This window comes from Pseudoalteromonas sp. bablab_jr010, assembly GCF_016464105.1.
Lineage (GTDB): Bacteria > Pseudomonadota > Gammaproteobacteria > Enterobacterales > Alteromonadaceae > Pseudoalteromonas > Pseudoalteromonas simplex.
In genome coordinates this window covers 156,950-170,960 of record NZ_JACDWV010000066.1, presented here as the reverse complement: position 1 = coordinate 170,960, position 14,011 = coordinate 156,950, and the positions used below count along the sequence as shown (strand labels likewise).

Here is a 14,011-nt window from a genome sequence, read left to right as displayed (position 1 = left end):
CTACAGTTTCAACACCTCTCCTTGTAAACTCGGTGAGTTTGCAATACTGGTTTGGAGTTGCTCTATCAACAACTGGGCATTCGCTGATGGTGTGCGTGAATGTGGCCAGAGGGCGTAAATTGGCCTTGCGGGAATATCGTGGGGGGAGTCGATATAACTAAAGTTGCTGGTTTCGTCTATACAGCAAATTTCGCTCATGGGTAATAAGCCAATGCCATAGCCTGCTTCAACCATTTTTCTGGCGATTGTAATGTCAAAACAAAAGCTTATATGTTCATACTCGGTTTTTAATTTGTTAAGCAAACCGCTGGGGAGTTGTGATTCTGAATAGGGCAATATCAGCCTTGATGTTGGGGCATCTTTCTTTTTAATCAGCTTTATTGCGATCATGCCTAGGCGCTTTTGAAAGTAGCTTGAGTCTTGTTGATCGCCGATGCGAATGGCTAAGTCAAAACGTTTTTGGCTTAGTTGGCTGTTGGCATTACTTGGGTAAATGTGGAGGTTTAGCGCAGGGTTTGCCATCGCAAACTGATTAACTGCCCCCATCAGTGGGCCCGCAATGATGTTTTGTGGGCACAACAGGTAAAACTCTTTTGCGGTGGGTGAGTCATTTAGTTGCTCAAGCTGGCTGTTAAGAGCAAGCACCTGCTCGCCTAACTCGTTATACAGTGATTCACCTTTGGCGGTTAACACAATGCCGCGGGCTGTGCGTTGCAGTAATGGCTCGGCGAGTTTTTCTTCTAATGCCTGAATGCGCCTTGATAGAGTTGAAAGATTCAGTCCTAAATCTTTTGCTGTTTGGCTCATGCTTTTACGGCGCGCTATTTCAATAAATAAATGCAGATCATCCAGCATACGACTCCCTCAATCTTAGTTTGCATTTTCGTGACTGTTGCCACTTAGCCTGTGCAAATATAGTAACGCCAAGGAGGACATATGAAAATTCATTTTACTTTTACTGCGGCATTTTCGTTTTTAATGTCGTTTTTACTTTCGGCATGGGTCACTTATGTCAACTTAGGGCTAAGCGATACATTTTTTCTGAGTTGGATGAAGGCATTTGCCAATGCATGGCCTGCTGCGTTTGTGGTGGCTTTTACGGTTGCCCCGCCAATTAGGGCATTGGTTTTAAAGTTATTTAGTAAGGAGTCAGTATGATTAATATCGTGGCAAAAATTACCCCAAAGGCGGCATTATTTGACGACTGTAAAGGGCGTTTACAGGGTATTTTAGCAGCCACTCGTGCAGAGCCTGGTTGTCATCGTTTTGAGTTGTTTGCGAGTAAAGAGCAGCGTTGTTTGTTTTTAGTTGAGCAGTTTGAATCGCAAGCCGCCCTTGATGAGCACTATGCTCAGCCTTATACCCAAGCGGTGTTCGCGTTTTATGAAAATGCCTTGGCAGAGCCGGTTGAGGTAGAGAAAGTGGAGGAGCTTTAGTTTAATATGCACAAAGAGGATTAAGAGGCGCTGCGCTTTAGAGAAGAGCATTAATTGGTTGTATCTCATTGTCTTCTCGTTCAGTTCTCTTTGTGAATAAAGGTATTGAACCGCTGAGTGCACCGAGGCGCTGCGCGCTACATAGGAAAGGTAATTTCACAAAGAGATTATGAGGCGCTGCGCTTTAGAGGAAAATAACTAATTGGTTGTATCTCATTGTTTTCTCATTCAGTTCTCTTAGTGAATAAAGGTATTGAACCACTGAGTACACCGAGGCGCTGCGCTTTAGAGGCAATTAACTAATTGGCTGTATCTCATTGTTTTCTCATTCACTTCTCTTTGTGAATAAAAATATTGGAACCACAGAGGGCACCGAGGCGCTTTGCACTACATAGAGAAACCCATTTAAACCTTTCAAATTTCATACTCTCAAAGTACAAAACAAGTTTCACGCCGACAGGTAAAAAACTAGGCTACTGGGGAAGTACTGCTATTCGTAGCCTAGTTTACAAGGTTGAAATGGTTACAGCATATGCAGAATTTGTTTGGCTTTTTCGCGGGTTAAACACGCGGCCATTGGGCGTTTTGCAAACAGTTTGGCTGAGACTGTTTGTTCTTTGCCTATGTATTTGTTATGCAGCAGTTTAAAGTGTGGTTACTTGAGCAATTTGCATTGGATGATAAACAGTTTTACTTTGGTAAGAATTAATATTCAGATTTGTTATTGCTCTTTCACTTTGTGAGAACATAAATCGAACTAGCAATTTATCAGTCTTTCAGGTGAATTTAGCGCAGATTTGTTGCAGTTTTATTTGAAGCTGTTAGTCTGTACCTCTAAATTTTACAGTGACGTAAATTCATGTTTAAACGGACTTTAATGCTTACAGTGCTATTGCTAGTAGCTGTATCTACACGGGCGAAAGAGCCAATCCTTTCTAATGAGTGCAAAAGTATTCAAACTGAGCGCGCTGAATTGCAATCTGCGTTAAGAAAGTCTCATGTACTTGATAAAATAGAAATTTATAAACAGCAAATTCAGAACTTATCTGCTCGATTTGCTGAAACATGTTTTACCAATGAACAAATAGCTGACCGTAAAGCTGCGCTTTTTAATCCTGATATTAGTTTACTTGAAAACCAACTAGCTAAACCGTTGTCTCAAAAAGCTTATTTAGAAAAACAAGCTGCGTGGCAACGTTTTTACGTGATGCCAACACGCTGCTTTAATCAGCCACTTGAGCTTAAATATCTAGATTGGTGTATTGACAATAAACAGTTTCAATTTCAGAAATTTGATACGCTCTGGCAGCAAAAGAATACACAAATCGCGCGTTCTGAAGCTAAGCTGACAGATTCGTTTCATGAGTTTGTGCTGCCAAGTAAAACAGAACGAGCAAAACTGAGTGCGCAACAGCAATTAAAGCGCTACAGCAACACAACAGATTCCTTCTTACCGACCAATATAATTGTATTATGTGTTTTAGCGGTATCAGTGTTTTTTGGGCTGATTTTTATATTTCATTGGTTGATGCGCCCACGACCTGTGGTGAAGTGAGTATATAGTAGGCGTGAAATTTATTTCGCGCGCCATGCAAGCATAGGCACTGGGCTTTAGGCGCAAGGACGCGATATGAAATCGCTGCTACACATTCGTCTCTCGAAACTCACTTCTCGTTATTTACTCAAACCATTCCCGGCTAAAGCCAGTCCTACGGGGGAAACAATAGGCACTGGGCTTTAGGCGCTAGGACGCGGTGTAAAATCTGCTACAGGTTCGTTTCTCGTTACTTAATCACTCATCTGTTTTAAGTTGTTTAGCGCGTTCTTCTGCATCAATAAGAGCTTGTGATTTTGGCTGTTTGGTTTTACTTTTTATCACAGGCTTTTCGTCAGAATTTGGATCCCACGTAGGATCAAGTGATAAGTTTGCAAATGGATTATACGGCTTGTCATCTTGTTGCTCGGTCTCTAAATTTGTTTCTTTATCAGCTTCATCAGAGTCACTAGCCATCTCTTCTAGCATATCGTCGTTACTCAGTTCGACAGACAAATCAACCGTATCTTCAGCAGGTTTTGTTGGTTCTTCAGGGCTAAATGACGCAGGTTCGTCCTGTAGCTCTTGTTCAAGCGCTTGTAAGGCTTTTGCTAAATCATCATCGCTGATGTCGTCGTGATCGTCTGTTGTGCTTGGAGCCGTGACTGTTTGTTTATCATCAGCAAAATGATCAGCAAACGATAAATCATCACCCATCAATGACGATAAGTCATATTCAGGCACGTCATCTTTAGACGGCTCGTCGTCGGCAATAGGCTCTTTTGTTGAATACTCATCAAAACCAAACGATGACGAACTCGTAAAGCTAGGCTCGTCAACCTCTGGCTTCTCAAGCTCATCGATTTCAGGTTTTTCTAGCGCTTCTATCTCGGCTAACACTGGTTCATCGTCAGCAATAGGTTCTTTTGTTGAATACTCATCAAAACCGAATGATGACGAACTCGTAAAGCTTGGCTCGTCAAACTCTGGTTTCTCAAGTTCATCAATTTCAGGTTTTTCTAGCGCTTCGATTCCAGCTAAAACTGGCTCGTCGTCGGCAATTGGTTCTTTAGTTGTGTACTCATCAAAGCCGAATGATGAAGAACTTGTAAAGCTTGGCTCGTCAATCTCTGGCTTCTCAAGCTCATCGATTTCAGGTTTTTCTAGCGCTTCTATCTCAGCTAAAACTGGCTCGTCGTCGGCAATTGGTTCTTTAGTTGTGTACTCATCAAAGCCGAATGATGACGAAGCGGAATCTCTCGGTTCTTCTAGTTCAGGTTCATCTTGTTTAGATTCCTCTGCTTTTGGATCTGTTTCTTCATTGATGCTGTAAGATGAAGCAAGGCTCGCTAATTTTAGCTCTTGCTCTAGGCCTCGTTGCTCATCTAAGAAGTCGTCATCAGAGTCGTTTACGTCTTTATCGTCGTAACCAAGTTCAAGGTCATTAAATTGCTTGGCGTCAGCAAAATCATCAGCTGTTTGTGTAGATGGGGTTTGTGGCTTTTCACTATCATGCTGTGTACTAAAATGCATTAGTTCAGAGAGATCGTCGTTATCATTTTTCTCGGTTAATTCGTTTGTGAAGTCAGGAAATGAATCAGTGTCTTGCTGTGACTGCTCTGAGTTTTCATTTAGTACGGCAGCCGTTGCTGCTTGAAGTTCTTCGGCTTCTTTTTCTGCTGAAGCTTGCGCTTGGGCCGCTGCTTTTAGGGCTTTAGCTTGCATTAAGCTTTGCTCAAGCTCTGAGTCTGCATCAGTATTTTTATTTTGACGAATACGAACAATCACTAAGCCTGCAACAAGTAGTACTAGCAAGACAATTAAACTTGGCATTAATAATGAGCTTGAAGAACTATTTTCACTTTCATAAGGAGCAGCAGGCTCCGGTGTAAATGCTGGCTCAACAGGTTCTGCCTCGACAGCTTTTCTTACATCTGTAGTTTCACTGTTTTGCGAACTATCAGGCGCTGCGTTATCAAGCTGTTGTTCCATCACAGGAGAGGTTACAGGCTCGGCCACAGTTTCTGTCGGGGTATCAGAGATTATAATGCGATCAACGTCAGCGGGCTCTTCTGTTTGCTGCACTGGTGGTGTTAGCTGTGTATTTTGCGTTTCTAGTGGTTCTGGCTCTATTTGTAATTGTTCTGCAGGCTGTTGCGGCTCAATAATCTCTGATGCTTGCTCAACTGTAGGCTGTGTTGGTTCTTCAGGCGTACCTTGTATTGCTCCTGAATGTCGAGTTGAGCGGGTGCTATTACCCTGAATTACTGGTTCAACGGGTTGTGTTGGCTGTTGCTGAACTTTAAGGTTTGAACCATTATTGAGTGGGGTAGGATTTTGGCAATTTTTTTCGTAATTTCTGGCAGCTGAACGATAATTTTTGTTGCTAGTGTTGTTACGATACTCATGCATTTGTTGCTTTAACAAAATACACATAGCTTCGTTGTACTGTGCTTTTGATGTAAAGCTCAGACTTGCAAGTAATAGTAATAAAGTTGTTTTTATAATTGGCATAGTTTCCTGACCAGTAAGGTTTATCTGGTTACCCAAACAATGAGTTAATTCTAAGCCCAGTAGGGCAATTTATCCACATTCATTAAATAATTTCAGCGAAATAGCAAAGTCAATCGATCACCATGAGCGCTCGGTATTCGTCATAAGCAAATTGGTCGGTCATTCCGCTGATGTAATCTTGAATTAAACGGCAGCGATAATAGAACTCGTAGGCGGTAAAATGATCAGGTTCGGCTTTTAGGGCATCAATGGCTTTTTGATAGCTATTTAAATGTTTATTAGATAGTTTTTTCACCAGACGAGTTTCAATTAAGTAGTGTTGATCGCCTTTTAAAACCCGTTTAAAAGCATCGGCGTCAAGGGCAAGTAAGGGCTTGTAGCAATCAAGTAAACCGCTAATGATTCGATAACCTTGCAGCTCTAAGCGCTCTACCTCTTTGTGGCAAAAAACGTGCTTTAATGCCACTTGTTTTAAGGTGAGCGTGACAGCGTGCAGATGGCTACGATCTTCTAATAACGCTTGATTAAAATCACCATGGTAAATGGCTTCTATGTTGCTGATAAACCGTTCTGCTGCGTAGCTTACTAATGGGTGTAGCAAGGTCACACGCAGGTAAATAAAAAATTCGCTGTTAAAATTGTATGGCTGCTCTTGCGCTTTACTTAACGCATAATCAATGGCTTTTTCGGCAAAGTCGCTGTGTTTGGTATCGTCTATGGTTAGGTTTGTGAGTGTGCGGGTGTATTGCTCTTTTAGCTTGTCGCAAAGCGACTCGACACTAATAATGCCTTTTTCGACCGCATCTTCTATGTCGGCTAAACAATACGAAATATCGTCAGCGGCTTCCATAATGTAGCTTGCAGGATGGCGGCAATATTGTTCAATCTCTAGCTCATTTTGCAGTGCTTCAACAAAAGGCTTTTCGCTAAAATAGTAACCCACTTTTTTCATCAAGTAGTTTTTATCTTGTGGGCTGTCTTTTTTTGCCATGCTGGCCGGGCGGGTATATTTTAAAATTCCGGCACTTTGGCTGTAGGTTAAATTTAGTGAAAGTAATGAATGAATTATACGAATACCTTGGGCATTACCTTCAAAGCTTTTTATATCTTGGGCTAAGTGTTTAAAAATCACGCTGATGCCAATGCCTTTACAGCGCTCTGGGGTTAGTGAGTCTAAGTGTTTCTCGAACCACTGATTAATGGCTGCTTCGCCAAAGTGACCAAACGGTGGGTTGCCAATATCGTGCATTAGGCAGGCCATTTCAACGAGGCTTTCTAGTGGCCGCTCAAGTCCAGCTAGGCCATATTCTTTTTGCTTTACATCACTGAGTTTATTAAAAATGGTTTGCACAATAAAGCGGCCGACCTGTTGCACTTCAAGCGAGTGAGTCAGCCGTGAGCGCACTGCGGCATTGCGCTCAAGTGGAAATACTTGGGTTTTTTGTTGTAAGCGGCGAATTGCTGCACTGTTAATAATACGACCCCGATCACTTTCAAGCGCAGTGTGTAAATTATTGGTAGAACGCATTTCGCGTGCTGGGGTAATTTTTTTACCAAAATCGATCATTTTTCGTTCCCACAAAGCGGTAAAAATCGGGCTTTTATATGTTGTTAGCAAAACTTTGCTAGTTATTAAATTTAATCTAACAGCTTGTATCTTAAATTAAAATATTCATTTTTATTAAAGTTATTACTTTAAATTAAGTCCTTTATTCATATATTATTCAGTTTCACGCACTTCTTCATTATCTTGAATTAGAAAGGAAAGCCTTTTGGCTGTATAGCAATGATGCAAACTCTGTCTAAAAAAACATGGCTGCTAGCCAGTATTCTTTTGTATTGTATTGGTTTAACTGCTTGTAAAAGTACCCCTGAAACAAGTACTGAAAACACCTTAACAGTAGTCGAAAAAAATGCCATTAAGGCCAAACAGGATGCACTTCGCGCCCGTGGTTTTTACGAAAGTCAGCTAGGTAATATCAATTACGCTACAACGAGGCAATGCAGTAACTTTAATTTACAAAGTCACCGTGGCTCAATTCGCTACGCCGAAAACTCGCTTAACGCAGTAATTGATGCTATCGACAACAACTTTGATGTTGTTGAAATTGACGTGCGTATTACCCGTGACGATGTGTGGGTTGTGCATCATGATGCTCGCACCGGCCGCGAAACAGGCACGGTTGATAATAAGCGTCGTAAAATTGAGTCGATGAACTACAAAAAAGAGTGGGGCTATTTACGTCATCGTAATCAAGATACTGGGCTACTTACCGACAAAATGCCGCCATCATTTAGAGAGCTAGCAGCTACGTTTGCACGCTATCGTAAACCCCATCAAAAACTGAATATCGAAATAAAATCAAAGGCCTCAGTTAACGATTTAAAAATGCTTGATTACTTGGCATATGAGTTTGTTGGCGGCGGAAACTACTTTTTTAGTAGCTTAGAAATGCGCAACCTTACTCGTATGCGCGATATTAACCCAGACATTTATTTGGCATTTATTCAATCACCGGCAAAAGCCTCAATGAATAAGCTAGCAAGTGATCTAAAACGCGGTGCTGGGAGCGATCCTATTTATGAGCGTAACAAAGAAGAACTTGAAAGCTTGCAAGCACTTGGAAATCGTTACCATCGTGAAAAGCGTTACGACAGCCCTGTTAAGCTTGATAAATTGGCAAAGCAGCTAAAACGTAACTTTGGCTATGTGCTTGATATTCGTCATTACAAGCAAAGTGCAGCTCGCTTGAAACCAGTTGCTAAAGCGCGCGGCATTATGATTGCTACATATTCAATTAATGGTCACGACTATCATGAGCGCAGCTTATTAGCGCAGTCACGTTCGCTGCGTCCAGACTCGGTGATCATGGACGACACCGTATATGGTTTTTGTTCTGTGTTCGAGTTGCCAAAAATGCAGCCGTTTTTTAGCGATGACCCAGAAGCTAAGTTAATTGCTAGTATGCCTGCAGACCTTGATTTAGAACGCTTAGATGAGCTGTATGCTTATAAAGCTAATCAGCTTTATCCTGCGGTGGGCGGCACGCTTAAATCAACGCAAGCACAAACTTATATTCCCAAAGTAACATCGACTCCTTCAGCGCCTAATTTAGAAATAGGGACTCGCCAAGCCGATGAAGACTTTAGCCTAGAAACAGATCCTGCTGTTGAACTAGAACTACGTAAAAAACAATAAGAACAAAACTATGACTGATTTAATAAAGCCGTTTTGGTGGCGCTGCTTGCTACTTGTTTTAGCTACTTTATATTTATTACCCGAAGCAATTTTTAATGCCCAATTAGTGTCATTAGTAGGGTTAGGTACCCCTTCGGCAGAAGATCTTGAACACCTTGAAATTTATGGCCGAGCAGTGTCTGGAGTAGGTGTTGCGCTGCTGTTAGCTGACTTTTTACCTAAAGCCATGGTTGCTAAAGTTGGCCGCGGACTTATCTCGTTTATCGCTTTACTGTGTTTAGTTTGGCCAGTGGTGTTTTTTGGCCAGAAGTATGTAATTGAAAAGACCTTGATTGAGCCCTCTACAGCAGAGCAACGTCAGTTTGCTACGTACAGTGCAGCACTGCGTGATGCTCTAGCAATTAACTCGATTAAAGTGAATGATCTCGATTATAACCCTGAGCAATTACATAGTTCAGAGAACTTAACCTTTTTGGCGCTATTTGGTGGCTTACTGTATAGCGACGCCGCACTTTCAGATAATTTAGAGCAAGATAAACGTAAGATCATCGCTGCTTTTGTGCAGAAGAAAGCGTATCAAGATTTTGATAAACATTATAAAAACTACAGCCAGCTATATGATGAGCTGGTGGTTAAATACAAAGCCTATGCTGATGGCAGTAAAAAGTATAACAACACTTTGGCTGGAATAGGTGAACGTGAACAAGGTTATTGGCAGCAAGTTGAGCAAGAGATCAACAGTGGCTGGAGCAAGTATCAGCAAGCACAAAAAGCCCACATTGCCAAAGCATCGGCACGAGCGCAAAAGTATGGCCCTAAGATTTATGATTACCATCACAGTATAGCTAAATGCCGTGAGCGTTATGATAAGAGCAGCGAAAAAGATCGCCGTAATCGCTGCTATGAGCGCGAAGCAGCAGACTACCGAAGCACTATTTTAAAAGCGGGTATTGGCTATATAGAGCCTGATTACTGGCTTATCGAAGAAGAAATCTCGGCTGCAGAAAATGCCGCAGGCACTATTTTGATGGGAGTGCTCACTGGCGGTGTTTATACAGCTCTGCAAGCGGCAAGTTTAGCAACCGGTGGCGATGGTGGTCTTAAGGATAAACGCTACAAATACACCGATGATCCCGATCATTATCAACTGCGTTTTTTACAGCATCCGAACTTTCATAAGATGTTTGTTAGCGAGACAGGTTACCCGTTTACGGTTGAAAACTTAGTGGCGTTTCGTACTCACGAAACAACGCAAAACAAGCTTAGAGCACACTTTGCTAGTAAAGGTTTACAACTTGAAAGCAATTGGAATGTAAATCAACGCCAAGCGTTTGCTAATGCAGTCGCAACCAAAGTTACCAACGAAGCGAATGCACAATGGCAAAGCGAAATGCGTAAACGTGGCATGAGCTTAGAGCCAAACTTAAGCTGGGTTGCGTTTCAGTTACACCCGCAAATTCAAGCTAAAATTGCCGACAGAATGGGCGATTTATATGTGAAAAACATTCGCGCCGATTGGAATAAAAAGAACTTTAAAGACAAGGTGCTTGATCCAAACATTGCAAAACGCACCGACAAATACCTAGCTATGCTTAATAGTTCAGAAGGTAAATTTGCAGATGGTGGCGAGTATGCTGAGTACGGTAAACAAGCACTCCGTTCGGTGATTATTCCGCCTATTTCGATGTCGTTGTCACTGTTTTTGATTTGCTTAACCTTTAGCAAGCTGCCGTTAAAACTATGGCAATTGATTAAACCTCAGCAAGAAAAGCAACCAACCACTGCTGTATCTGTTTTGCAAAAGCTGATTATGCCAGCGCTGATTTTGATAGTGCCAGTAATGTTTGTGCATAACACCTTTACTGAAGACGACCAAAGCCCTGTTAACTACTTTTTAGACAAGGTCGATGAATCGAGCAATCCGGTGTTTAGTTATGCGATTCGTTGGACTTTGCATGCCCAGCCTTTGCTGCATCCTCTAGGCTTAGAATTTGAAGAAAAACTGCATATTTACGAGAGTTTTAGTCCAGTGAGCCATGCTTTAGCTAAGGTTGATATTTTGCGTCATGGCGATGCCAACTTAAGTGCAGAACAACAGCAGCGCAGACAATACATGGTTGAGCAAAAAACTAAGTTAACAATCTCCACGAATGCGGCGAATGCCACAATTCGTATCATGAATATCGGCCCGAAGTATCGTCCTGGCATGACGTTAAAAACGGGTGCTTATGATATTCAAGTATCGGCGCCTGGATATAAAACGTATCGACGTTGGCACCAAGTTGATGCTGGTGAACAAACATTAACCATTGATTTAAGCAAGTAATTAGCAAGGAATGAAAATGCAACATTGCCAAAATACGGTGTATGCCACCGACCTCCACTGTTGTGATTGTGGAGAAGCACTTGAGCAAAAAAGACAAATGCACACGGTTGAGGAACTCAACCCTGATTTACTGGTTGATGTAAAAAACTATGCGCCACAAGCGGGTACGATTACAGGTGTTGTGAAGTCAATGTATTACTATAAGCGCCGCTATAAAACCAATAACGACAACATGTTATATGGTTATTGGTGGCTAGAAGTAGAAGACAAAGACGGCATTATTCATGAGTTTAGTGTTGATGCAGAAAAAGATGTAATTGCTAACCTACAAAAGGGTAATGTGATCACTGCTTTTCAGGAAACACCGTTAACGCTTAATTATCGCATTGCTGATGGCAATGCTAGGCGGATAGTTAAAAATGACCGCTTTATGCCAGTTGTGATTGTGCATTTTGCCGATCAACAATATCGCAGCTGGGACAAAACCATTAGCCGAAACTACACTGGTGGAACGATATTGTGGCTGGTGCTAAGTGTTATTACATTCTTAATCATGTTGTTCGCTGCAAAGCTTGAGTTTTTGCCTGCGCTACTTGCGTCATTGCCTGTGGCAATTGGGGTGTTTATGGCAGAGCAAAACTACCATAAAAAAGCCAAAGCCAAACAAGAAGCAAAGTATGATGCGATTTTAGCGGCAACAGATGTGATGCTATCGACCACCCTAAATCAATTGGGTTATAACATGCTGGCAAGAACGCCGAGTAAGTCAGATGTTATTTGTATCTCGTGTCAGCAGCGTATCAGCCAAGATGCGGCACATTGCTATTGCTGTGGTGCTAAGCAACATGTTGAAGCGATTGCTGCAAACGAACAGTCGCTTGCAAAAGATGATGAGCAAGCTATTAGCATTCAAAAAGCGTTAGAGCCAACTATAACCAAACCAACTAGTATCGCTGAGCTTGAGCATGCCATTATGGATGAATATAGTCTTGCGTATGAAAACGATTACGTGCATAAAAATGTTTGGGCACGTAACGAAAAAGGCACTATTCGTCATCGTGCTGTGCTTGGTAAAGTATTAGAAAAAGAGCAAAGCGCACATGCCAATGAAACACGTGAAACAGTAACCACCACTGAAACAACAACCACCTATCGAGGTGGCATGTATGTGGGTAGCGATGTAAAAGAGCGCGTAGAGGTATATCGCAATCGTAGCACGACTTTAAAAGGCGAAATTATGCTTGAAACGGCCACTGGTGAGCCGTTTGTTTTTAAAGCCGGTGAAGATTTATTGGGCTCAGTTGATATCGGCGATTGGGTGTATTACGCCTACAGCAGTGTAGACACAAAGCGTTATTATAAGTATTACCGAGAGTATGCGGTTAATGTGAGTAAAGACATTGCCTATGGCAACTCATCAGTACGTAGCTTTGGTATGGTACATGGTTTTAACCGTATGGTACTGCTTGGCCTTACGTCAATAGGGCTAGCGTGGTACTTTGATGCTCAAGATTTTTACCCGTTGATAAATACACTCGTACCAGATGCCGGGATTGATTTACTCAATAATTACCCGCAAGTGGTCGAACATTTAGATGGGCTTCCGGTTGTTGTGTTTATTGTATTAAGTGTGGTTACAGGCGTTTGGGGCTTTATTTATAGCTTAATAAACGGCTCACGTTTAAAGCGTAGTGTGAAAAAGCTTGAGAGCATGATCACAAAATTTTCAAAACAGTTTGGTAACGTTTCTGAGCAAATTAACAAATTGAACTAAAAGGGTTTCGCATGCGTATTTGGCAATTAGTTTTAGCGGGTATATTAATGTTTAGCTCGGCTGTAAAAGCGGAGCAAGAGCAATCTGTGGTCCTTATTTCGATAGATGGCTTTCGTTGGGATTATATTGAAAAACACCATGCAAAACACTTAAAAGCAATCAGTGAGCAGGGCGTACGAGCTAGCAAAATGCGTCCTGTTTACCCGACCAAAACCTTCCCGAATCATTTGTCGATTATTACCGGCTTGTTGCCGGTTAATCATGGCATTGTCGAGAACCGCTTTTGTGATACTGAGCGCAACGACTGTTACAAAATGGGGAAAGGGAAAGACGATAGCACTTGGGTGAGTGGTATTCCGCTTTGGAACCTAGCGCAAATGCAGGGCTTAAAAGCCGCAACCTATTTTTGGCCTGAATCAGATGCGCGCTTTAACGGTATGTTGCCTGATTACTTTTATCATTATTCAAAACACAGTGATTACCAAAAGCGTGTTGATCAAATTATTCAGTGGTTGAGCTTACCAAAAGCGCAGCGTCCACGTTTGGTTGTAAGCTACTTTTCGCTGGTGGATAGCATGGGGCATGAGTTTGGCCCAGATGCCAAAGAGACTTATGACGCAGTGCAAAAGCTCGATAGTTTAATGGCTGATTTATCGAGCCGTTTAAAAGCGCTTGATGAAAACATTAACTTGGTGATTGTGTCTGATCACGGAATGACCTCTGTTGATCCAAGCCTTAGCATTAAAATTGATAGCTTGCCGCAAGATGAAAACTTCATAGTGCAAAACACTGGCCCTCGGGTTTTATATTATGCAAAACCAGATAGCAAAGCAGACATCAACGGGTTCAGCAAAAAGCTTGCTAAAGCCGCAGATGGTCGTTACGTCGTGCTAAGCGAGCAGCAAAAGCGTGATTATCACTATAATAAAGGCCCGCGCGTTGGCGATATTATTTTACAAACCGACGCACCTCGTGTGTTTACCGACAGTAAAATGGCTGGTTACCTAGGCACTCATGGTTACGCTTACAGCGAAGATATGGCCGCAACCTTTATCGCCACCGGCCCCGCCTTTAAACAAGGCCTTCGTTTAGACGAAGTAAGTAATTTAGATGTGTACCCGCTGATCGCTAAAATACTTGGCCTTGAGATTTTAAGCCCAATCGACAGCGACGGCGCAAGTTTGTGGCCGGCTATGAAGCAGTAAGCTTTGAGTTAGTTTGTGCCAGC

The 14,011-nt window shown here is 42.1% G+C and carries 10 protein-coding genes; 7 read left to right on the top strand and 3 right to left on the bottom strand.

Annotation, left to right across the window (positions count from 1 at the left end):
• The gene (locus tag JIG37_RS04825; protein WP_199528817.1) at nucleotides 1–855 is read right to left on the bottom strand and encodes a LysR family transcriptional regulator; all 855 of its coding nucleotides are present in this window, start codon (nucleotides 853–855) and stop codon (nucleotides 1–3) included.
• An 81-nt stretch (nucleotides 856–936) separates the two neighbouring features.
• Here JIG37_RS04825 and JIG37_RS04820 point away from each other — a divergent pair, with 81 nt between their 5' ends.
• The 3 genes from JIG37_RS04820 (at nucleotide 937) to JIG37_RS04810 (ending at nucleotide 2,991) form a co-directional block, all read left to right on the top strand.
• Nucleotides 937–1,158, top strand: coding sequence for a DUF2798 domain-containing protein (locus JIG37_RS04820; protein WP_058584444.1), 222 nt, complete (start codon nucleotides 937–939; stop codon nucleotides 1,156–1,158).
• Nucleotides 1,155–1,436 carry a putative quinol monooxygenase gene (locus JIG37_RS04815; RefSeq protein WP_138602694.1) on the top strand — a complete coding sequence of 94 codons (282 nt, stop codon included), beginning with the start codon at nucleotides 1,155–1,157 and terminating at the stop codon, nucleotides 1,434–1,436. Before JIG37_RS04820 ends, JIG37_RS04815 begins: the two co-directional genes overlap by 4 nt.
• A gap of 859 nt (nucleotides 1,437–2,295) precedes the next feature.
• Nucleotides 2,296–2,991, top strand: coding sequence for a hypothetical protein (locus JIG37_RS04810; RefSeq protein ID WP_138618960.1), 696 nt, complete (start codon nucleotides 2,296–2,298; stop codon nucleotides 2,989–2,991).
• Between the two features lie 237 nt (nucleotides 2,992–3,228).
• On the opposite strand, the gene JIG37_RS04805 is transcribed toward JIG37_RS04810, so the two are convergent.
• Nucleotides 3,229–5,484 carry a hypothetical protein gene (locus JIG37_RS04805; RefSeq protein ID WP_199528890.1) on the bottom strand — a complete coding sequence of 752 codons (2,256 nt, stop codon included), beginning with the start codon at nucleotides 5,482–5,484 and terminating at the stop codon, nucleotides 3,229–3,231.
• Between the two features lie 109 nt (nucleotides 5,485–5,593).
• The gene (gene dgt / locus JIG37_RS04800; RefSeq protein ID WP_199528816.1) at nucleotides 5,594–7,051 is read right to left on the bottom strand and encodes a dGTPase; all 1,458 of its coding nucleotides are present in this window, start codon (nucleotides 7,049–7,051) and stop codon (nucleotides 5,594–5,596) included.
• A gap of 219 nt (nucleotides 7,052–7,270) precedes the next feature.
• Here dgt and JIG37_RS04795 point away from each other — a divergent pair, with 219 nt between their 5' ends.
• The 4 genes from JIG37_RS04795 to JIG37_RS04780 are packed head-to-tail and all read left to right on the top strand — an operon-like array spanning nucleotide 7,271 to nucleotide 13,988.
• The gene (locus tag JIG37_RS04795) at nucleotides 7,271–8,683 is read left to right on the top strand and encodes a glycerophosphodiester phosphodiesterase (protein WP_228290655.1); all 1,413 of its coding nucleotides are present in this window, start codon (nucleotides 7,271–7,273) and stop codon (nucleotides 8,681–8,683) included.
• Nucleotides 8,684–8,693: 10 nt separating this feature from the next.
• On the top strand, nucleotides 8,694–11,009 hold the full coding sequence (locus tag JIG37_RS04790; protein ID WP_138599373.1) for a carboxypeptidase-like regulatory domain-containing protein: 2,316 nt from the start codon (nucleotides 8,694–8,696) through the stop codon (nucleotides 11,007–11,009).
• 16 nt (nucleotides 11,010–11,025) lie between these two features.
• Complete coding sequence (locus JIG37_RS04785; protein WP_199528815.1) at nucleotides 11,026–12,783, top strand: hypothetical protein; 1,758 nt, start codon at nucleotides 11,026–11,028, stop codon at nucleotides 12,781–12,783.
• Between the two features lie 11 nt (nucleotides 12,784–12,794).
• Nucleotides 12,795–13,988, top strand: coding sequence for an ectonucleotide pyrophosphatase/phosphodiesterase (locus tag JIG37_RS04780; RefSeq protein WP_199528814.1), 1,194 nt, complete (start codon nucleotides 12,795–12,797; stop codon nucleotides 13,986–13,988).
• Nucleotides 13,989–14,011: the final 23 nt, after the last annotated feature.